The organism is Cellulomonas sp. P4_D11 (assembly GCF_056401915.1).
The window spans coordinates 97,697-117,068 of the sequence record NZ_JBFUIK010000010.1; the positions used below are offsets into that span (position 1 = coordinate 97,697).

Annotated in this window: 19 protein-coding genes; 5 read left to right on the top strand and 14 right to left on the bottom strand. The window is 72.8% G+C overall.

Going from position 1 to position 19,372, the window contains the following annotated elements; all coding sequences use genetic code 11:
• Window positions 1-66: 66 nt before the first annotated feature.
• Complete coding sequence (locus AC1DT4_RS08655) at window positions 67-660, top strand: dihydrofolate reductase family protein (RefSeq protein WP_477089371.1); 594 nt, start codon at window positions 67-69, stop codon at window positions 658-660.
• A 15-nt stretch (window positions 661-675) separates the two neighbouring features.
• On the opposite strand, the gene AC1DT4_RS08660 is transcribed toward AC1DT4_RS08655, so the two are convergent.
• Window positions 676-1,653, bottom strand: coding sequence for an aldo/keto reductase (locus tag AC1DT4_RS08660; protein WP_477089372.1), 978 nt, complete (start codon window positions 1,651-1,653; stop codon window positions 676-678).
• A 171-nt stretch (window positions 1,654-1,824) separates the two neighbouring features.
• Here AC1DT4_RS08660 and AC1DT4_RS08665 point away from each other — a divergent pair, with 171 nt between their 5' ends.
• Complete coding sequence (locus AC1DT4_RS08665) at window positions 1,825-2,226, top strand: hypothetical protein (RefSeq protein ID WP_477089373.1); 402 nt, start codon at window positions 1,825-1,827, stop codon at window positions 2,224-2,226.
• Between the two features lie 177 nt (window positions 2,227-2,403).
• Here the strand turns inward: AC1DT4_RS08665 and AC1DT4_RS08670 are convergent, their stop codons facing one another.
• From AC1DT4_RS08670 to AC1DT4_RS08700, 7 genes are all read right to left on the bottom strand, one after another.
• Window positions 2,404-2,919, bottom strand: a complete 516-nt coding sequence (locus tag AC1DT4_RS08670) for a hypothetical protein (RefSeq protein ID WP_477089374.1) — start codon at window positions 2,917-2,919, stop codon at window positions 2,404-2,406.
• Window positions 2,920-2,958: 39 nt separating this feature from the next.
• Window positions 2,959-3,225 carry an SHOCT domain-containing protein gene (locus tag AC1DT4_RS08675; RefSeq protein ID WP_477089375.1) on the bottom strand — a complete coding sequence of 89 codons (267 nt, stop codon included), beginning with the start codon at window positions 3,223-3,225 and terminating at the stop codon, window positions 2,959-2,961.
• 97 nt (window positions 3,226-3,322) lie between these two features.
• Complete coding sequence (locus AC1DT4_RS08680; RefSeq protein ID WP_477089376.1) at window positions 3,323-3,559, bottom strand: hypothetical protein; 237 nt, start codon at window positions 3,557-3,559, stop codon at window positions 3,323-3,325.
• A gap of 50 nt (window positions 3,560-3,609) precedes the next feature.
• Window positions 3,610-5,865: an FdhF/YdeP family oxidoreductase gene (locus AC1DT4_RS08685; RefSeq protein WP_477089402.1), complete on the bottom strand. Its 2,256-nt coding sequence runs from the start codon at window positions 5,863-5,865 to the stop codon at window positions 3,610-3,612.
• Window positions 5,866-5,906: 41 nt separating this feature from the next.
• The gene (fdhD, locus tag AC1DT4_RS08690) at window positions 5,907-6,764 is read right to left on the bottom strand and encodes a formate dehydrogenase accessory sulfurtransferase FdhD (RefSeq protein ID WP_477089377.1); all 858 of its coding nucleotides are present in this window, start codon (window positions 6,762-6,764) and stop codon (window positions 5,907-5,909) included.
• A gap of 55 nt (window positions 6,765-6,819) precedes the next feature.
• Window positions 6,820-7,872, bottom strand: a complete 1,053-nt coding sequence (locus AC1DT4_RS08695) for a hypothetical protein (RefSeq protein ID WP_477089378.1) — start codon at window positions 7,870-7,872, stop codon at window positions 6,820-6,822.
• Entirely contained in the window at window positions 7,860-8,069 is a 210-nt protein-coding gene (locus AC1DT4_RS08700; protein WP_477089379.1) for a hypothetical protein, read from the bottom strand. The genes AC1DT4_RS08695 and AC1DT4_RS08700 overlap by 13 nt, the downstream gene beginning before the upstream one ends.
• A 276-nt stretch (window positions 8,070-8,345) precedes the next feature.
• Here AC1DT4_RS08700 and AC1DT4_RS08705 point away from each other — a divergent pair, with 276 nt between their 5' ends.
• Window positions 8,346-11,309: a PQQ-dependent sugar dehydrogenase gene (locus AC1DT4_RS08705; protein ID WP_477089380.1), complete on the top strand. Its 2,964-nt coding sequence runs from the start codon at window positions 8,346-8,348 to the stop codon at window positions 11,307-11,309.
• A 4-nt stretch (window positions 11,310-11,313) separates the two neighbouring features.
• Here the strand turns inward: AC1DT4_RS08705 and AC1DT4_RS08710 are convergent, their stop codons facing one another.
• Entirely contained in the window at window positions 11,314-11,730 is a 417-nt protein-coding gene (locus AC1DT4_RS08710; protein ID WP_477089381.1) for a transferase, read from the bottom strand.
• Window positions 11,731-11,825: 95 nt separating this feature from the next.
• On the opposite strand from AC1DT4_RS08710, the gene AC1DT4_RS08715 reads away from it, so the two are divergent.
• On the top strand, window positions 11,826-12,458 hold the full coding sequence (locus AC1DT4_RS08715) for a 4'-phosphopantetheinyl transferase family protein (RefSeq protein WP_477089382.1): 633 nt from the start codon (window positions 11,826-11,828) through the stop codon (window positions 12,456-12,458).
• Between the two features lie 9 nt (window positions 12,459-12,467).
• Here the strand turns inward: AC1DT4_RS08715 and AC1DT4_RS08720 are convergent, their stop codons facing one another.
• Genes AC1DT4_RS08720 through AC1DT4_RS08730 form a run of 3 tightly spaced genes read right to left on the bottom strand, consistent with a single transcriptional unit; the run spans window position 12,468 to window position 15,594 of the window.
• Window positions 12,468-13,487, bottom strand: a complete 1,020-nt coding sequence (locus AC1DT4_RS08720; RefSeq protein WP_477089383.1) for a DUF2278 family protein — start codon at window positions 13,485-13,487, stop codon at window positions 12,468-12,470.
• 36 nt (window positions 13,488-13,523) lie between these two features.
• On the bottom strand, window positions 13,524-13,856 hold the full coding sequence (locus AC1DT4_RS08725; RefSeq protein WP_477089384.1) for a CU044_2847 family protein: 333 nt from the start codon (window positions 13,854-13,856) through the stop codon (window positions 13,524-13,526).
• A gap of 10 nt (window positions 13,857-13,866) precedes the next feature.
• The gene (locus AC1DT4_RS08730) at window positions 13,867-15,594 is read right to left on the bottom strand and encodes a CHAT domain-containing protein (RefSeq protein ID WP_477089385.1); all 1,728 of its coding nucleotides are present in this window, start codon (window positions 15,592-15,594) and stop codon (window positions 13,867-13,869) included.
• A gap of 358 nt (window positions 15,595-15,952) precedes the next feature.
• Between AC1DT4_RS08730 and AC1DT4_RS08735 the strand changes: the two genes are divergently transcribed.
• The gene (locus AC1DT4_RS08735) at window positions 15,953-16,750 is read left to right on the top strand and encodes a transglutaminase-like domain-containing protein (RefSeq protein ID WP_477089386.1); all 798 of its coding nucleotides are present in this window, start codon (window positions 15,953-15,955) and stop codon (window positions 16,748-16,750) included.
• Window positions 16,751-16,764: 14 nt separating this feature from the next.
• Here the strand turns inward: AC1DT4_RS08735 and AC1DT4_RS08740 are convergent, their stop codons facing one another.
• Window positions 16,765-17,337, bottom strand: a complete 573-nt coding sequence (locus AC1DT4_RS08740; RefSeq protein WP_477089387.1) for a VIT1/CCC1 transporter family protein — start codon at window positions 17,335-17,337, stop codon at window positions 16,765-16,767.
• 86 nt (window positions 17,338-17,423) lie between these two features.
• The gene (dnaG, locus tag AC1DT4_RS08745) at window positions 17,424-19,358 is read right to left on the bottom strand and encodes a DNA primase (protein WP_477089388.1); all 1,935 of its coding nucleotides are present in this window, start codon (window positions 19,356-19,358) and stop codon (window positions 17,424-17,426) included.
• Window positions 19,359-19,372 lie beyond the last annotated feature (14 nt).

The window sequence follows — 19,372 nt, forward strand, 5'->3', positions numbered from 1 at the left end:
GGGTGCCGCGCTTCGTGGTCAGGTGGAGGGTGGTCATCGGGACGCCCGCTGCAGAGGAGAACTGGGATGTCGAACGTTGTCGCCATCATGTCCATGTCGCTCGACGGCTTCGTCGCGGACGCCGATGACGGCGTCGCCGAGGTGTTCGACTGGTACACCTCGGGGGACGTCGAGATCCACACGGGAGGCTCGGACCCCATGACGTTCCGGGTGTCCGAGCCGAGCGCCGAGCACCTCCGTGGCCTCACGTCCGGTCTGGGCGCCATGCTCACCGGTCGCCGCACGTTCGACGCCGCCCAGGGCTGGGGCGGGAACCACGCGTGGGGCCCGGCGTTCGTCGTGACCCACGAGATCCCCGCCGGGTGGCCGCGACCCGACTCGACGGTCCACTTCGTGACGGACGGCATCGAGAGCGCGGTGCGCCAGGCGAAGGCGGCCGCCGGCGGGAAGTCGGTCGGCGTGCACGGCGCCGACGCGATCCAGCAGTGCCTGAACGCCGGCCTCCTCGACGAGATCAGCGTCGACGTCGCGGCACTGCTCCTCGGCTCCGGTGTCCGGCTCTTCGACCACCTCGTCGGCACGCCCACCACGCTGGGCGACCCGACTGTGGTCGCCGGCGTCGGCGTGACCCACCTGCGCTACCCGGTCCGCACGGCGTAGCCGCCTCGCCAGGCGTCAGTGCGGCGCGTCGGGCGCTCGGTAGAAGTTCCGCTCCCACCGATGACGGCCGATGACCTCTCGCTGCCCGTCGGTCAGGCGGCGGCCGTCGCTCGTCGCCGCGTTGCGCTCGACGTTGCGCACGGTGCGCATGCCAGGGATCACCGTGGACACGGCGGGGTGGTCCAGCACGTAGCGCAGCGCGACGTCGGGCAGCTCGTCGGTGCTGATGCCCAGGTCGTCGACGAGCGCGGCGACGTGCTGCTCAACCTGCGCGGACCGGTCACCCCCGAAGTACGTGGTGCGGAAGTCGCCCTCGGGGAACGTCGAGCCCGCCGTGATCCGACCGGTGAGGCCGCCCTCGTCGAGCGCGACGCGGACGATGACGCCCACACCGTGCTCGGCGCAGGCGGGCAGGAGCTGCTCCGCCGGCTGCTGGTGCCACACGTTGTCGATCACCTGCACGGTGTCGACCGCCCCGCTGCGCACGAGGGCGAGCGCGTTCTCCGGCTGGTAGTCGTTGATCGAGACGCCGAAGAACCGGATCTTGCCCTCCTGGCGGAGGTCGGCGATCGTCTCCAGCCAGTCTCCCCTGCCTACCCACTCGTCGCTCCAGACGTGGAGCTGCAGGACGTCGAAGGCCTCCCGGCCCGACGCCGCCAGGCTCGTCTCGAGGCTCCGCCGGATGTGGTCGCCGGGGAACGCCTCGTCCGGGTGCAGACCGCCGGGTGCGGGCCAGACGCCGTTCTTCGGCGGGACCTTCGTCGCGACGAGCACGTCCGGGTGGTCCCGCAGGACGCGGCCCACGATGCGCTCGCTCTCGCCGTAGCCGCGCGCGGTGTCCACGAAGTTCACGCCCAGCTCGATGGCACGGTGCAACGCGGCGACCGACTCGTCCTCGCGGGCGCCGACCCACTGGGATGCACCGATGCCCCAGGCGCCGTAGCCGATCTCGGACACGGTCAGACCGGTCCTTCCCAGCGGGCGGTACTCCATGCGCACTCCTTGTCAGGCTGCTCGTCGTGGGCGGCGGCCGGCCGGGACCAGCCTCCCCCGGCCCGGGCCGGAGCGCGAGCGGTCCCACCGGAGCCGCGAGCGTCCCGGTTGCGGTCGTTCCCGGACGGCGGTCCACTACGAGCAGGGGGCCTGACCGAAGGAGGTAGCACCATGGACCAGACCGGATGGATCATCGTGGCCGTCGTGGTCGTCGTCCTCGTGATCCTGGCCGTCGTCCTGAGCAGGCGTCGGGGGACGCGCCGGGTCGAGGCCGAGCGCGCCAAGGCACAGAAGATCCGTGAGCAGGCGGCCGTCGACCAGGTGGAGGTCCAGCGGCGGGAGGCCGGGGCCGCACGGCTGGACGCACAGGCGCGCCTCGCCCAGGCGGAGGCAGACGCGCGGGCCGCCGACGCCGCAGCGCTGCAGAACGAGGCGCGCGCACGCGGCGCGGAGGCCAGCGGCGCCCGCACCGAGCTGGACGAGCGCCTGACCACCGCGGACCGCATCGACCCCGACGTCACCGTCGAGGAACCGGTCGCCGCCCAGGAGCCACGCGCCAACCCTCAGGTCTGACCTGACCCGGTCTCCAGCACTGCTCTCAGTGCTGGAGGCCGAGCTTCAGGCCGATCATCGCGAGCCCGAGCAGGCAGCAACGGCCACACCTGGACGGCATCCTGGTGGACCCGGAACCAGACACCGGGTACCCCCCGACGGCCCGTGGCAGGACCCTCGGGACGTCCTGTCGTCGGTCTAGGAGGTCTCGAGCTCGAGCTCGGCGGCGGTCAGCAGGCCGACGTCGATCAGGTCGAGCGGGTGCACGAACTCGCCGCTCACGACGACGCCCCCGGCACGGGCGATCGCACCGCGCAGCGGCTTGGCCCACACGTGCTCGATGAGCGCGATCGCGGCGGCGCTGTCGTCGGGGATGGCGTCGGCGACGTCCCAGACCTGCGCGTCGTCGATGACGTGACCGTCCGACCCGGCCTCGAAGCCCGCGATCGCGCCGGCCTCGGCCCCCTCGTCCCCCGCGAGCCCCAGCCCGAGGAGTGCGCCCACGGTGGCGCCGAAGTCCTCCGCCTCGTCGATGGAGAGGTCGCTCCAGCGCAGCGCCTCGATGGATCCGCTCCCGGACTTCTGGACCACGAGGGCGTCGATGAGGCGGATCTGGTCGTTGTCGCGCAGGTAGGCGAGCTCCTCGAGGATCTCGCCGGTGAAGTTCGGCTGGTCGAAGGCGACCACGAGCAGCTGGACGGGTCCGATGGACATGCTGATCTCCTGGGTGGGACGTCGAAGGGCTGCGGGGGGTCAGGCCGAGAGGAGCTTCTGCTTCTGCGCGTCGAACTCGGCCTGGGTCAGGACGCCGGCGTCGAGCAGCTCCTTGAGCTTCGCCAGGTCGCCGTAGAGGTCGACCGGGGCCTCGGCGGGAGCGGCTTCCGGCGCCGGTGCGGGCGCCTCCTGCGGGGCGGCCTCCTGCGCCGCCTGCTGCTGCGCGTTGGCCTTCGCGGCCCCACGCTGCGAGGCGACGTGGGCGGTGGCGCCCAGGACGGCGGCGCGCCTCAACATCCGCGGCATGATGTGCTCCTTCGCTCGACCCGGTGAGCGCCCGCCGTGCGCCGGCGAGCGGTATGTCCGGTTTCCCCCATGGTCGGCGCGTGGCCGCCCCGCGTGCTCACCCCGAGGCCGACTCACCCGGGTGATTGGCGTCCGGCGGCGTCGACGTGAAGGAGAGGACCTCGATCCCGAGGTCGTACAGCTGGCGCAGCACGCCCTGCACCTGGGCGTGGTCGATGAGCTCGCCACGGAGCTCGGTGGTGCCACCGGCCGGGGTCACGGTCAGCCCCTCGAACGCGTCGCCGAAGCGGACCGGGTCGAGCGCTCCCGCGATGACGAACGTGCAGTGGACCATGACTCATGGTTGCGGGCCGGACGCCGTCAGGCACCACCCGTGGCGGCCGGTCACCCGGGTGAGAGCTTCTCCAGGCGCACCACGATCGCCTTCGACACCGGCGTGTTGCTGCCGAGCGCCGTGCTGCTCAACGGGATCAGCACGTTCGCCTCGGGGAAGTACGCCGCGGCGCAGCCCCGGGAGGTCGGGTACGCCACGACGCGGTAGCCGCGCAGCACCCGGTCGGGCTCGTCCTTCCACTCGCTGACGATGTCGACGCGGTCGCCGTCGGCCAGCCCGAGCTCGACCACGTCGTCCGGGTTGACGAAGACGACGTCGCGGCCGTTCTTGATGCCGCGGTACCGGTCGCTGAGGCTGTACATCGTCGTGTTGAACTGGTCGTGCGAGCGGATGGTCTGCAGGATGAGCCGGCCCGGGGGGCACTCGACCGGGACCAGCTCGTTGACCGTGATCATCGCCCTGCCCGTCGGCGTCGGGAACGTGCGCGAGTCCCGCGGCCCGTTGGGCAGGACGAACCCGCCCTTGCGGCGCACCTGCTGGTTGAAGCTCTCGAAGCCCGGCACGACGCGGGAGATCGACTCCCGGATCACGTTGTAGTCGCGCTCGAAGCCGGCCCAGTCGATCGGGCCGTCGTCGCCGAGCACCGCGCGCGCCAGCCGGGTCACGATCGAGATCTCGGACAGCAGGGACGACGAGACCGGTGGGAGTCCGCCGTGCGTCGCGTGCACCGCGCAGACGGTGTCCTCGACCGACACGAACTGAGGCCCGGTCTCCTGCAGGTCCACGTCCGTGCGACCGAGCGTCGGCAGGATGAGCGCCTCCGCGCCCGTGACGACGTGCGACCGGTTGAGCTTGGTCGACACCTGGACCGTCAGGTCGGTCCCACGCATGGCGGCCTCCGCCGCGGCCGTGTCCGAGATCGCCGCGACGAGGTTGCCGCCGAGGGCGAACCACACCTTGATCTCGCCGCGCCGCATCGCCTCGATCGACTGCACGGAGTCCAGACCGTGCCGACGCGGGGGGTCGAACGAGAACTCGGCGCCGAGGGCGTCGAGGAAGCTGTCCGGCATCTTCTCCCAGATGCCCATCGTGCGGTCGCCCTGCACGTTGCTGTGCCCCCGGATCGGGGAGGCGCCCGCGCCGGGCTTCCCGATGTTGCCCCGCAGGAGCAGCAGGTTGACGATCTCCTTGATCGTGTCGACGCCCTTGCGGTGCTGCGTGAGGCCCATCGCCCAGGTGATGATCACGCGGTCGGCGGCGAGGTACCGGTCGGCCAGCTCGTCCATCTCGGCGACGGTGAGGCCGGTCGCCGCGAGGACCTCCTGCTCGTCGAGCGCCTCGAGGTGTCGGCGGAAGTCGTCGAGGCCGAGCGTGTGCTCCGCCAGGAAGTCGTGGTCCAGGACCGTTCCCGGCCGCCTGGCCTCGGCCTCGAGCACGCGCCTGGAGACCCACTGCAGCAGGGCCATGTCCCCGCCGCTGCGGATCTGCAGGAACTGGTCGGCCATGTCCGTGCCCCGGCCGACGAGGCCGCGCACCGTCTGCGGGTTCTTGTACCGGCGCAGGGCCGCCTCCGGCAGCGGGTTGACGGCGACGATGGCGGCGCCGTTGCGCTTCGCCCCCTCGAGGGCGGTCAGCATGCGGGGGTGGTTGGTGCCGGGGTTCTGCCCCATGACGACGATCAGGTCGGCCTTCGCGAAGTCGTCGTAGGCGACCGTGGACTTGCCGATGCCGAGCGTCGCGTTCATCGCCGTGCCGGTCGACTCGTGGCACATGTTCGAGCAGTCCGGCAGGTTGTTGGTGCCGAACGCCCGCACGAAGAGCTGGTAGAGGAACGCCGTCTCGTTGGCCGTGCGGCCGCTGGTGTAGAAGGCGGCCTGGTCCGGCGAGTCGAGCGCGGTGAGCCGGTCGGCCACGAGCCGGAAGGCGTCCTCCCAGCTCACGGGGACGTAGTGGTCGCTGCCCGCGGCCTTGTGGACGGGTTCGACGAGCCTGCCCTGCATGCCGAGCCAGTACTCCGACTTCTCCAGCAGGTCCGTGATCGAGTGCTCCGCCCAGAAGCTCGTCGGCACCGTGACCGGGGTCGCCTCCCAGGAGACCGCGCGCACGCCGTTCTCGCAGAACTCGGCCTTCGTCCGGTGCTCCGGGTCCGGCCATGCGCAGCTCATGCAGTCGAACCCGTCCTTCTGGTTCATCGCGCCGAGCAGCCGGAGCGAGCGGGACGGGCCCAGATCCTCGAGGGCGTAGGTCATCGCGTTGACGACGGCCGGGAGCCCGACCGCCCACGCGTCGGGCGGCTGGACGGTCATCCGGTCGTAGGACGGATCCTCGACCGGGGGCTTGCGCGGCACTAGACGGAGACCTTCGCGACGGCGGGAACGGCGGTGACGCGTTCGGGCCGCGAGTACACGACCATCGACGACCCGCGCAGGAAGCCGACCAACGTGATCCCCGCCTCGGCGGCGAGGTCGACGGCGAGCGACGACGGCGCGGAGACGGCGGCGAGGACGGGGATGCCGGCCATGAGCGCCTTCTGCGTCAGCTCGAAGGACGCCCGCCCCGACACCATGAGCACGGTGCCCCGCAGCGGCAGCCGGCCGTTCGTGAGCGCCCAGCCGACCACCTTGTCCACCGCGTTGTGCCGACCGACGTCCTCGCGCAGCACGAGCAGCTCTCCGGTTCCGGCGTCGAAGAGCCCGGCGGCGTGCAACCCGCCCGTCCGCGCGAACACCTCCTGGCGCTCGCGCAGCCGGTCGGGGAACGTCGCCAGCAGCTGCGCCGGGAGGAGGAGGTCGTCGTCGGCGACCGTCCAGTGCGAGTGGGTCCGCACGGCGTCGATGCTCGCCTTGCCGCAGAGCCCGCACGACGACGTCGTGTAGAAGCTGCGCTCCAGGCTCGGGTCCGGGGCCGGCACACCGCGGCCCAGCGTCACGTCGAGCACGTTGTACGTGTTGACGCCGTCCTGCGTCGCGCCGGCGCAGTAGCGCGCGGCCGCGAAGTCCTCGGCCGCCGCCACGACGCCCTCCGACACGAGGAACCCCGCGGCGAGGTCGACGTCGTGACCGGGCGTGCGCATCGTGACGACCAGGGAACGGCCGCCCACCCTGATCTCCAGCGGTTCCTCCGCTGCCAGCACGTCCTCGACCCGGCGAGCCCCGTCCTCGAGGCTGATCCGCGACACCCGCCGGCGGACCGCGATTCTCTCCATACCTCAGCATCCCACCCAGGCATCCGAGACCACGTGAGCTGCCGCGCGACGTCGCTCAGCTCGTCGATCCGGGGACGGGCAGGCCCGCGCACTGCGCAACCGCCGCATCTCGGGTCGTGCGAGACATCGGTGGCGTCGTCGCCGGGATCTGCGCCAAGGCGTCTTCGCATGCACCCAGGCGAGTCATGACCGAGGTGTCGGCCGGCTCGGCGTCGTCGTCGCCCTCGTCGGCGGCGGGCGGAGCCGACACCGTCTCGCAGGCGTCCGCGGCACCGGCAGTCTGCGCAGTCGCGCACTTCGAGCGCAGGTCGACAAGGGCGCGCTGCCCCTCGGACCACTCACCGAGCCCGAGGAGCCCGACGACGCACACCCCGACCAGAGCGCCCCGCCACCAGGTCGGGCCTCCCTTGAAGACGTTCCGAGAGCGCTCCTCGAGCAGCTCCAGCGCCGCCCGCAGGCTCGCGCGCCCGACGACCATGTCCAGCCGTTCCGCCTCGGCGGACGCTCGCGACGAGCGGGCGAGCATGCCCGGGTCTGCGGCGGCGCCGTTGCCGGCACGTTCGGCTGACGAGCGAGCGATCCGTCCGAGTCGGAGCGCCCGATATTCGAGAGCCGCGATGCTTTCCGCCAGCTCCTCGCCGGCATGCTGATCGAGGATTCCCCGCACGAGCGCGCGCTCGGACGTCGAGAGGTCGTTGTCGGAGTCGTTGCCTGCAGGCTTCACGGTCGAGGGGGCGAAGACGATCCGGCGTTGCGCCGAGAAGAACAATCGAGTCAGATCCAGCGCCGCGAGGATCGCGACGACGCCGAGGACGCCGACGACCCACCACATCCACTCGAAGCCGTAGGGCAAAGGTGCGAGGTTGGCGAATGCCACCCAGCCGACACCGGCGAGGACGGCAGTCGCGAGGGCACCGACGGCACTGCCGTAGGAGCGGAGGTTCTCGCGGATCTTCTCCATCTGAGCCCGAGTCTCGGTGCTCTCTGCCTCGGCCAACGTTCGAAGGGCTGCGTTCGGCGAAGGGGCGTCCTCTTCCGCGTCCTCGTCCGCGTCGTTCGTGCCGAACACCGACTCGACCGCGTTGACGATCCTGGTCACGAGGTCCACGGTTGCGACTCTCGCGCGAGTCGGCTGGCGACGTCGTCGAATTCCTCGACATATCCGAGCAGCCTGGCGTACACGACCGGGTCCAGCGTCGGATCCGTCTCGGTCCCACCCGTCCGAGCCGTGGAGATGATCCAGGCGTTCAGTGCCAGGCGGAAGGCCTTCGCCTTCTCGCGCAGGTTGCTGGCTGCGTCGCTCACGGTTCCCCCAACGGCACGTGGATCGATGGACCGGTCATGAGCACCGTAGCGCGAGTCATATAGCCCAGTCGGTACCGCTTTGTGCCGAATTCCGCACCGTTGGTCGACATACAGCCTCGTGGACGGCGACCGCCGCACGGCCGTGCATCTCCGGGCACCGGACGCGCACGACGGCCGGCGGCGCGCGTCGCACCCATTGCGCTGCCGAGGTCGCCCGGAGCATCCTCGACAGAGCGCCGCAGTGCTGCGGTCGCGGGACGGTCGAAGGTGATCAGCATGCGACGACCTGTGCTTGTCGTCCTGTTCGCGCTCCTGCTCTCGGGGTTGACGATCACCGCGCCACCGCCCGCCTCGGCCGCGGTGATCGCCGGCTTCAGCGACACGCTCGTCGCCACCGTCATCTCCCCCACGGCCCTCGCTTTCACGGCGGACGGCCGGATGCTGATCACGGACAAGGGTGGTCGGCTGCGGGTCCGGACGGCCGCGGGCACGCTGCTGGCGGCGTCGGCCCTCGACATCAACTCGCGCATCTGCATCGGGTCCGAGCGCGGCCTGCTCGGCGTCGCCGTCGACCCCGACCCCAGCACGAAGGCGATCTATCTCTTCTACACGGCGCGGGGCACGGACGCGACGTGCCCGACCAGCACCACGGGCAACCCGGCGGGCGCGCCGCGCAACCGCGTGTCGCGGTTCGTGCTCGGCGACAACAACGTGGTCGACCCGGCGAGCGAGACGATCCTGCTCGACGGCATCTACACGCCGGCCGGCAACCACAACGCCGGCGACGTGCACGTCGGCAAGGACGGCTACCTCTACGTGTCCACCGGCGACGGCGGCTGCGACTACGCCGGCAACAGCGGCTGCGGCGGCGAGAACAACGCGACCCGCGACCGGAACGTCCTCAACGGCAAGATCCTGCGGGTCGTGCGCACGACCGGCGCACCGGCGCCCGGCAACCCGTTCCTGGGCACCGGGTCAGCCAGCTGCCGGCTGGCCCCCGCCGCCGCCGGCTCCATCTGCCAGGAGACGTTCGCCTGGGGGCTGCGCAACCCGTTCCGGTTCGCGTTCGACCCGGACGCGGCCGGCACGGTGTTCAACATCAACGACGTCGGCCAGAACGTGTGGGAGGAGATCGACCGGGGCACCAGCGGCGCCGACTACGGCTGGAACGGCCGCGAGGGCCACTGCGCCCAGACCGGCGTCGCGACCGACTGCGGCGCGCCGACCCCCGCGGGGACGACCGACCCGATCTTCGACTACGACCGGTCCGCGGGGTGCGGCTCGATCACGGGCGGCGCGTTCGTGCCCAACGGCGTCTGGCCGGCCGCCTACGACGCCGGCTACGTGTTCGGCGACTACGTCTGCGGCAAGATCATGATGCTCGCCGGCGGCACGAGCACCGATCTCGCGACGGGCCTCGGAGGGGCGGTCCACCTGGAGTTCGGGCCGTACGGCAGCACCCAGGCGCTGTACTACACGACGTTCCTCAACGGCGGCGAGATCCACCGGATCAGCTACACCGGGACCGCGAACCGCACGCCGGTCGCCGCCCTCACCGCCACGCCGTCCAACGGCGCCGCCCCGCTGACCACGACCCTGAGCGGGGCCGGCAGCAGCGACCCGGACGGCGACGCACTGACCTACCTGTGGACCTTCGGCGACGGGTCGGCGGGCGCCACGACGAGCACCCCGACGATCTCGCACACCTACGCGGCAGGCACGTGGACGGCCGGCCTGCAGGTGCGGGACCCGAGCGGGGCCCTGTCCGCGCCCGTCACGCTCACCATCAGCTCGGGCAACACGGCGCCGACACCGACGATCACCTCACCGGCGGCGGGCGCGACGTTCGTCGTCGGCGGGAGCTACCAGCTCACCGGGTCGGCCACCGACGCGCAGGACGGCACGCTGCCCGCGTCCAGCCTCAGCTGGACCATCCTGCGGGTGCACGACCAGCACACCCACCCGTTCCTGGGCCCGGTCACCGGCACCGGCATCGCCTTCACCGGACCCGGCCCCGAGGACCTCGCGGCCGCCGCGAACAGCTTCCTGCGGGTGAGCCTCACCGCGACCGACTCGGCCGGTGTCTCGACGACCGTCACCCGCGACTTCCAGCCGCAGAAGGTCGCCGTGACGCTCGGCACGGTCCCGACGGGTCGGCAGCTGTCCGTCAACGGACAGACGGTGACGGGGCCGACGACGGTCACGTCCTGGGCCGGCTTCGCCCTGCAGCTCGTCGTCCCCGCCCAGACGGACGCCGCGGGCCGGGCCTACGGCTTCAACCGCTGGTCCGACGGCTCCTCCGCGGCGACCCGTACGTGGACGACGCCGGCCGCCGCGACGACGCTCACCGCGAACCTCGGGCTGCGCGGGCTGCAGGGGGCGTACTTCAACAACCAGGACTTCACGGGAGCCACCGTGAACCGGCTGGACCCGAGCATCGGGTTCAGCTGGGGCACCGCGTCGCCGATCTCCGGCATCGGTGCCGACACCTTCTCGGTCCGCTGGACCGGCGCGATCATCCCGCGGTACTCGCAGACGTACACGTTCTCGACGACGTCCGACGACGGGGTCCGGCTCTGGGTGAACGGGACCCGGATCATCGACCAGTGGACGACGCACTCGAGCCGGGTGGACAGCGGCACGATCGCGCTCACGGCAGGCGTACCCGTGCCGGTCGTGCTCGAGTACTTCGAGGGCACCGGCAACGCGGTCGCTCAGCTGCGCTGGTCCAGCTCGTCCCAGGCGCAGGAGCTGGTGCCGACCGACCGGATGCGCCCGTACTACGCCGTCAACATGCAGCCGGCCGGCCGGCCGGTCCCGCCCGGGTACGCGGCCGACACCGGCGCCGTCTACGGCAAGCGGTCGACAGGCCTCAGCTACGGGTGGAACGCCGACAACTCGTCGGCCACCCGCGACCGGGACTCGGCGACCTCCCCCGACCAGCGGTACGACACGCTGGCCTTCCTGCAGCTCGCGCCGAACACCAACGCCCGCTGGGAGCTGGCCGTGCCCAACGGCACGTACAGCGTCCGGCTGGTCGGCGGTGACCCGACGTCGTTCGGGTCCACCATCCGGCTCGCCGCCGAGGGCGTGCTCGTGGCGAGCGGCACCACGACCTCGGCGCAACCCTGGATCGACGCCACCGCCACCGTCACCGTGAGCGACGGGCGGCTCACGATCTCCAACGGCGCGGGAGCGGCGAACAACAAGCTCGCGTTCCTCGAGGTCCGCCTGCTCTGACGGCCTACGCCGCCATGCCGTAGGCCGACCCGCGGCGGGCGACCGTCGCGCCGTCCCGCACGATGTCGTCAGCCCCGACCTGCGCTCGCGGCTCGATCACCACGGACTCCCCCACCCGGGCGCCGGAACCCACGCGCGCGCGAGCGCCGACGCGCGTCCCTCGGCCGAGGTGGGCGTTGCGGTCGACGACGACACCGGCACCGAGCACGACGTCGACGTCGACCCAGCTGCCCGCGCCCACGCGCACGCCGTCGTGCACGACCGCGCCGGCCTCGACGTAGGAGGTCTCGGCGAGCCAGGCGCCCTCGTGGACCCGCGCGCCGGGCGAGACGAGCCCGCCCCCGTTGGGGTGCCGGACGTAGCGGACGATCTCGCCGAAGTCGTCCTCGAACTCCACCTGGCCGGCCTTGCGTCGTGTCATCGTGCCCCTCACCGTCTGGTTCTCGTGGTTCTCGGATGACATAACGAACGAGGGGCCGCGAGGATTCCAAGCGCTCGGCTGGCACACTGCGGACCATGATCGAGCGGGTGCTGCCGGCGGGGGTCGAGGCCGCCGAGCACGCCGGTCCCGCGCTGCCGTCGGCGCTGCTCCCGGCGGAGGAGGCGGGCGTCGCGAACGCCGTCCCGGCGCGCCGGGCCGAGTACGCCGCCGTCCGGTCCTGCGCCCGGACCGCCCTGCGCCGGCTGGGGCTGGACGACGTGGCGGTGCCGTCGGGCCCCGACCGCGCACCGGTCTGGCCGGCCGGGGTCGTCGGCAGCATGACGCACTGCGAGGGCTTCCGCGCCGCCGCGGTCGCCCGCGCGGACGCGTTCGCCGGCCTCGGTATCGACGCCGAGGTGCACGCCCCGCTGCCGCCCGAGGTGCTGAGCCTGGTGATGAGCGCGGACGAACGAGCCGCCCTCGTCGGCCTCGACCCCGCGACGTGCCCGGACCGCGTGCTCTTCTCGGCCAAGGAGTCCGTCTACAAGGCGTGGTACCCGGTCACGCGCGCGTGGCTGGGGTTCGAGGACGTCGACGTGCGCCTCCGCGCCGACGGCACGTTCACCGCCCGGCTCCGCCCGGCCGGGCTCGGGACGGACGTGCTGCACGGGCGGTGGGCCGCCGGGGACGGGCTCGTCGTCACCGCGGTCGTGCTGGACCACCGCTGAGTCGCGTTGTCAGAACGCGAGCGTCCAGCCGTCCCGCTGCGCGTCGGCGCCGGTGTACGCCACCCCGTCGACCTTGAGCCCGGCGGGGTCGAGAATGCTCACCAGCCCGCCTCGGTTGCCCAGCTGGACGGGCGGCGTCAGCGTGATGCGTGTCGCCTCCCCCGGGCCGAGGACGGGGCCGGTGAGGACGACGCGGTGCTTCTGCGCGTCCGCGACGGCCCACCCGCTCAGGTCGATCGGCGCAGTCGTGACGTTGACCAGCGTCACGGTCTCCCGCTCCGGCGCCGGCCCGGGCCCGTTGACCATCGACGCGACCACGCGGATCCGGCCGTCGGTGACCGCCGGGCCCGGCTCGCCCGGCAGGGGCGCCGTCGGGAGCGTGTGGCCGGTGACGTCGTCGGTGTGCCAGGCCTGCGACTGGAACGCCAGGAAGACCGCCACCCACTGGTCGGCCGCGGCGTGGTGGATGAGCAGCGCGCCGTCCTGCCACGGCCCGTCGTCCGACGCGAACCGGCCGCTGTTGCCCTGGTTCATGTGGATGTCGTGCACGCCGGCGCCGGGCTGGAAGCCGAAGATCTTGTCGGGCTTGTCGAGCTCGGGGCCCCACGGCTCCCCGAAGAGGTAGACGCGGGAGCCCGGGTCCCGGACCGCGCGGCCCACGTGGTGCTCCAGGGCGTCCGCCAGGTCGTTGTCCGCGTCCGGCAGGTCCGGCGGCAGCGCGCGCATGAGGGTCCGGTCGAACAGGTTGCCGCGGATGAGGTCGAGCCCGCCGCCGCCCGGCCCGGGGGCGAGGCGCGACCAGCCGCTGGGCCGCGCGGCCAGTCCCGCGCAGACGGGGTGGTGGAAGTCCTCGGAGACGAACGTGAGCAGGTCCGACGGCGACTGCTGGGACTTGACGTTGATCGAGGCGCGGTAGTGCACGCCCGCGTCGTCGGACAGGTGGACCTGGAAGTGCGGGCTGTCCGGGTCGGCCTCGCGCACGCTGGCGAGGGCTCGGCCGGCGAGGACGCCGTAGGCCTTGAGCGGCATGATGATCTCCCCTGAGGTGGTGTGATGGTGGTTGGGTCAGGCGTCGTCGGACGTCCACGTGAGGGTCACCTTGAAGTTCGCCGTCGAGCTCGCGCCCGCCACGAAGGCCCCCACCTCGGCGCTCATCTGGATGCCGAACTCGAGCTCGATCCGGTCCGGACCGTCGATCGGCGTCCGCAGCTGCGCGAGCATCGAGCGCACGGCGGGCTGCACGCGGGCCAGCGCGTCGTCGAACGTCTGCTCGACCCGCTGCACGACGGTCCCGTCGCCCAACCCCCGCGTCACCATGCCGGGCAGCGCGACACCGTCGTCGACCTGCACGACGACCTCGCCGCCGTCGGCCGTGCCGAACGTCACCAGTCGCGTCATCGCGTCCCCCTCACGATCCCGGTTCGAGCGTGATCGTCGCGCCGAACGCGCCGCTGTTGCCGCTGAGCCCGACGTCGTTGACGCCGAGGTAGAGCTCACCGTCGCGCGGGCAGACGTACGTCGTGCCGCTGCCGACGAAGAACGGCTCCTGCACGTCGAGGCTCCCGATCAGGCCGGCGGTCGGGGCGTCGGGCAGGCCGGGCACGTTGTACGGGTGGTACACGGGATCGGCGAGACCGTCAGGCCCGACCTGCCCGGTCGCCGTCTGCTCGTGCAGGATCGTGCCGCTGCCGACGACGACGAACGTGTCCCCCGCCAGGCACGCCAGCCCCATGTCGGTCCACTGCTGGGTGGCGGGGACCTCTCGCTGCACCGTCACCACGGCGCGCGGCGTCACCACCGGGGCCGACGTCGAGGGCGGCGCGTCCGTGGGCTGCCCGCCCGGTTCGGAGTCGTCCGGCATGAGCGCGAGCACCGTGGCGAGACCTCCTGACGCCACGAACGCGGCGATCCCCCCGCCGATGAGCCCGCGGTGCGTGCGCTTCTTCGGTGCAGGCTCGACCGGTTCCGGCGGCACGGGCGCCGGCGGCACGGGCGGGGGCGGCGGCGCCGGTGCGCCGGGCACCGGCGTGGCCAGCGCGTCGATCTCGAAGAGCTGCGTGTCCCCGCCGCGCACGTAGAGGACCGGCGTCACCCACTCGAGCGTGCCGCGCCCCGTGCCCAGGATCCCGATGCGCCCGCTGCGCACGGCCTCGTCGACGCTGCGGCCCTGCGCGATCGCCATGTAGAACGACCGCGCGAACGCGACCGCGGCGACGTCGCTGACGGCGAACTGCATCGCGGCGACGGCGTGGATCCCGCTGCGCACCAGGGCCGCGGCCGTCCCCGAGAACGGGTCGACGGCCCCGACCGCGCCCGACTGGCACGAGTTGAGCACGACGAGCTGCGGCGTCACGTCGGCCTCGTCGAGGAGGTCCGCGAGGCTGCTCGCCTCGACGTAGTCCGCGCGCCCGTCCTTGCCGACGAAGGCGAGCACGCCCTCGTCGGTCTCGACGTCGTACCCGCCGTGGCCGATGAAGTGCAGCACGTGCCACCGACCCTGGACCAGCGCGGCGTGGACCCCGTCCCAGGAGACGTCGTCGAGCCAGCCGAGCTGGACGCGCCCGGACGCGATGTGCGGGCCCAGGGCCTCCTCGAGCCGCCGCCGCTCGTCCTCGACCTCCAGCCGCGGCAGCCCAGCGGGCGACGCGACCATCCCGAGGATCCGCAACGGAGGCTCGAGCACCACGGTGCCGGGCGCGGCCGACGACGGCGCGGGCACGTGCCGGACCAGCGGCTCCTTGCGGCACACGTAGGCGGCGGTCTCCGGGTCGAACATCGTCTCCCACGGCACGCCCGCCAGGCCCGGCGCCGTGAGCCGCAGCAGGACCTGGAGGTCGTTCCCGCGCTCGCGCGCCACTCCGACGCTGGCGCGGTAGGCGCCGCCCACGGCCCCGGCGAACACGGACTCGAACAGCTGCGTGCCCATCGCGCGCAGGGGCGCCTCCTTGTCCCCCACCACCCGCCGGGCCGCCACGGCGGACGCGAGCACGGTCGCCTCGAGCAGGGGCATCCCCGCCAGGAGCGCGGCCACGTCGAGGGTCATCGTGCCCTGGGGCTCGCCGCCCGAGACCGAGCGCAGCACCTGGACCGAGTAGGTCCCGGCGTCGGGTCCCTGCTCGATCTCCAGCTCGATCACGTCGCCCACGGCATGCCCCCGTGCCACCCCGGCGCACCCGTTCGGCGTGCCCGGTTCGCGGCTTTTGTCTCCTTCGACGTCGACGCTACGCCGGGGGCGTCGGCGGGTCCATGACCGGGGCCAGAGTTCCCCCGCTCCTCACCCCCGGCGAGAGGGTCGCTACCCGCCGGTAACCCGGGCGTCGCACCGCCCCTCCGACGGCCCCGAACGAGCGCGCGCGGCAGGCTCTGACAACCCGCTGACCTGCACGTTCACCTCGACCAGTCCGCGGGCTGGACGGATGGCCCCGTGAGCCTCACACTTGCGCCTGCCCCTCTAGATGGTCCGGCCGCCGATGGCCGGGAAAGGACCCGCGGCCGTGCTGCGCACCGTGACTTCGCACCTGTCTCTCGACGTGCGCACCCCGCTCGAGATCCTGCTCTCCGTGGCCGTCGCCGACGGCGCCTACGACCGCTCCGAGATCTTCTCGGTCCGGCACGAGGACGGCCCCCTGGACGTCGCCGAGATCAAGATGGCGCACGGCGGTCGTATGCACCGCGTGCTGGCCCCGGCCGGCCGCGTGGTCGTCGACTACCAGGCCACCCTCACCGGCCAGGCCGACCTGCCGGCCATCGAGGACGTCGACCTCGTCGAGTACCGCCGGCCCAGCCGCTACGCCGAGTCGGACCGGCTCCTGGCGTTCGCGCGGGACCAGTTCACCGGCCTGGAGGGCCCCGAGCTCCTCGACGCCGTGGTCGCCTGGGTCACCGGGCACGTGACCTACCTGTCGGGCTCGAGCCTGCCCACCGACGGCGCCACCGACACGCTGCTGAAGCGGCGCGGTGTGTGCCGCGACTTCGCCCACCTGGTGGTCGCCCTGCTCCGGGCCAAGGACGTCCCCGCGCGGCTGGTCTCCGTCTACGCGCCCGGGCTCAAGCCGATGGACTTCCACGCGGTCGCCGAGGCCTACGTCGACGGCGCCTGGCGCGTGGTCGACGCGACCCGACTGGCGCCGCGCGAGTCCCTGGTCCGGATCGCCACGGGCCGCGACGCGACCGACACGGCGTTCCTCTCCTACTACGGCGGGCAGCTCTCCATGCGGGCCATGACCGTCACCGCCGCCGTGCACGCGGTCCTGCCGGTCGACGACGGCACGGGTCTGGTCGCGCTGCGCTAGCCGGTGGGCCTGCGCTAGATCGACAGCCCCACGAGCGACCCGACGCCGAACGTCACCGCCATCGCGATCGACCCGCCGAGCACGTTGCGCAGGACCGCGCGGCGCGGCTCGGCGTCGCTGAACCGGGCCGCCACCAGGCCGGTCACCACCAGTGCGACCACGACCGCGGCGAACGTCGCGGGCACGCGCACGCCACCCCACGGCGCCAGCACGACGAGCAGCGGGACGATGCCGCCGACCAGGAACGCGCCGAGCGAGGCGATCGCGGCGTGCCACGGGTTGGTGAACTCGTCCGGCCCGGCCACGACGAGCGTCGGGAGCACCCGGCCGCGCCGCACGGCCGCCCGCTCGGCGTCCCGCTGGCTGCTCACCGACACGTATTCCCCGGCCGCCATCGAGAGCGCACCGGCGACCAGCGCCGCGATGCCGGCAACCGCGATGGTGCCCACGGGGGTCGCCGCACCGGCGACCCCGAGCACGGTGGCGGCGACCGAGACGATGCCGTCGTTGGCACCCAGCACCCCCGCGCGCAGCCAGTTGAGGCTCTGCACCGTGGGGACGGACCGGCTCGTCGTCAGGACGCTCATACGTCTACCGTAGGCACCCGTCGCGACGTTGTCATCGAAGCAAAGCCTGTCCTGACCTGCGCAAACGCAGGAAAGCCTTGCCTATGTCAGGCGCTCTCTCGCAGGTTCCGACGGCGGCCCTCGACCTCGACCAGCTCGGCGAACGCGGCCTGGTAGGCGGCCGGGTCGGCGTCGGCGTCCATGCGCTGCAGGCGCCCCCGCAGGTCCGCGATGTGCCGCGTGAAGCCGATCTCCACCAGCCGGAGCACGACGCCCTTGACGTAGCCCTCGAGCGACTCCGGGCGGTCCTCGGGCAGCGGCGCGACCGCGAGCTCGGTGACCAGGGCGCGGACCGGCTCGGCCGCCTGCTCGATCACGGCGCCCACCCAGCCGGTCGACCCGCCCGAGGACTGCAGCAGCGGGCGCGCGACGGCCAGGCCACCGGCGGCGCGGATCGCCTCGTGCACCGCGCGGTACGCGGGCGCGCCGAACGCGTCGGACGGGAGCTCGTCGAAGTCGGAGGCCACCAGGTCCGGTCGCTGGAGCACGACCTCCAGGGCGGTCCGCTCGATCTGCGCGACCGGGTCCCGCCGGTCGGGCACCGGCATGCGCGCGACGGGCACCTGCACGGGATCGGCCGGAGCAGCCGTCGGCCGCTCGGTGCGCGCCGCCGGGGGTCGCGTCGACGCCCCCTGCACGGCCCGGCGCACGGAGTCCTGGTCGTCGATGCCGAGCCAGCCCGACAGCAGCCGCGTGTACTCGGGCCGCAGGGCGGCGTCGCGGATGCCGGCGACGATGGGCGCGGCCGCGCGCAGGGCACCGATCCGGCCCTCGGCGGTGCGCAGGTCGTACGACGCGAGCGTCGACCGGATGACGAACTCGTAGAGCGGGGTCCGGCCCGCCACGAGCGCGCGGACGGCGTCGGGACCCTTCGCCTGGCGCAGCTCGCACGGGTCCATCCCGGACTTCTCGACCGCCACGAACGTCTGTGCCGAGAACGACTGGTCCTCGCCGAACGCGCGCAGGGCCGCCTTCTGACCCGCGGCGTCGCCGTCGAACGTGAAGATGATCTCGCCGCCCACCGAGGCACCGGACGCCAGCTGCACGCCGCCGCTCGACCCCGAGTCGCCGATCAGCCGGCGCACGATCCGCGCGTGGTCGGACCCGAACGCGGTGCCGCACGTGGCCACCGCGGTGCCGACGCCCGACAGGTGCATCGCCATGACGTCGGTGTACCCCTCGACCACGACCACGCGCTTGTCCCGCTGCAGGTCCCGCTTGGCCAGGTCGATGCCGTAGAGCACCTGCGACTTCTTGTAGAGCGGCGTCTCGGGCGTGTTGAGGTACTTGGGCCCCTGGTCCTCCTCGAACAGGCGGCGGGCGCCGAAGCCGACGGTCTCCCCCGTCAGCTCGCGGATGGGCCAGACGAGGCGACCGCGGAACCGGTCGTAGACGCCGCGCTGCCCCTGGCTGACCAGCCCGGAGAGCGTGAGCTCGGCCTCCGTGAAACCGCGGCCCCGCAGGTGGCGCATGAGCGAGTCCCACCCCTGCGGAGCGAACCCGACGCCGAAGTCCGCGGCGGCGGACCGGTCGAAGCCGCGCTCCGCGAGGAACTGCCGCCCGGCCGCCGCGGCCGGCGTGCTCAGCTGCTCGCGGTAGAACTCCTCGGCCACCTTGTGCGCCTCGATGAGCCGGCGCCGCTTGCCGGGCTCCTCGCCGGGGCGCGGTGCGCCGCCCTCCTCGTACCGCAGCTGGAGCCCGACCTTGCCGGCCAGGTACTCGACCGCCTCGGAGAACCCGAGCCCGTCGACCTTCTGCACGAAGTCGATGACGTCGCCGCCCTCGCCGCAGCCGAAGCAGTGGTACCGGCCGACCTGGGGGCGCACGTGGAACGACGGCGAACGCTCGTCGTGGAAGGGACAGAGACCCTTCATCGAGCCGACGCCCGCGGACCTCAGCGTGACGTGCTGCCCGACGATCTCCTCGATGTGGGCGCGCTCGCGGACCGCCTCCACGTCCTCCCGCCGGATCCGTCCTGCCACGCGAGGAGTCTAGG

Coding starts and splice junctions, on each gene's coding strand:
- AC1DT4_RS08715 (WP_477089382.1), top strand. CDS start 11,826: ATGATCGAGCGGGTGCTGCCGGCGGGGGTCGAGGCCGCCGAGCACGCC.
- AC1DT4_RS08680 (WP_477089376.1), bottom strand. CDS start 3,559: ATGGTCCACTGCACGTTCGTCATCGCGGGAGCGCTCGACCCGGTCCGC.
- AC1DT4_RS08665 (WP_477089373.1), top strand. CDS start 1,825: ATGGACCAGACCGGATGGATCATCGTGGCCGTCGTGGTCGTCGTCCTC.
- AC1DT4_RS08725 (WP_477089384.1), bottom strand. CDS start 13,856: ATGACGCGACTGGTGACGTTCGGCACGGCCGACGGCGGCGAGGTCGTC.
- AC1DT4_RS08670 (WP_477089374.1), bottom strand. CDS start 2,919: ATGTCCATCGGACCCGTCCAGCTGCTCGTGGTCGCCTTCGACCAGCCG.
- AC1DT4_RS08710 (WP_477089381.1), bottom strand. CDS start 11,730: ATGACACGACGCAAGGCCGGCCAGGTGGAGTTCGAGGACGACTTCGGC.
- AC1DT4_RS08720 (WP_477089383.1), bottom strand. CDS start 13,487: ATGCCGCTCAAGGCCTACGGCGTCCTCGCCGGCCGAGCCCTCGCCAGC.
- AC1DT4_RS08705 (WP_477089380.1), top strand. CDS start 8,346: ATGCGACGACCTGTGCTTGTCGTCCTGTTCGCGCTCCTGCTCTCGGGG.
- AC1DT4_RS08685 (WP_477089402.1), bottom strand. CDS start 5,865: ATGACCGTCCAGCCGCCCGACGCGTGGGCGGTCGGGCTCCCGGCCGTC.
- AC1DT4_RS08675 (WP_477089375.1), bottom strand. CDS start 3,225: ATGCCGCGGATGTTGAGGCGCGCCGCCGTCCTGGGCGCCACCGCCCAC.
- AC1DT4_RS08660 (WP_477089372.1), bottom strand. CDS start 1,653: ATGGAGTACCGCCCGCTGGGAAGGACCGGTCTGACCGTGTCCGAGATC.
- fdhD (WP_477089377.1), bottom strand. CDS start 6,764: ATGGAGAGAATCGCGGTCCGCCGGCGGGTGTCGCGGATCAGCCTCGAG.
- AC1DT4_RS08740 (WP_477089387.1), bottom strand. CDS start 17,337: ATGAGCGTCCTGACGACGAGCCGGTCCGTCCCCACGGTGCAGAGCCTC.
- AC1DT4_RS08655 (WP_477089371.1), top strand. CDS start 67: ATGTCGAACGTTGTCGCCATCATGTCCATGTCGCTCGACGGCTTCGTC.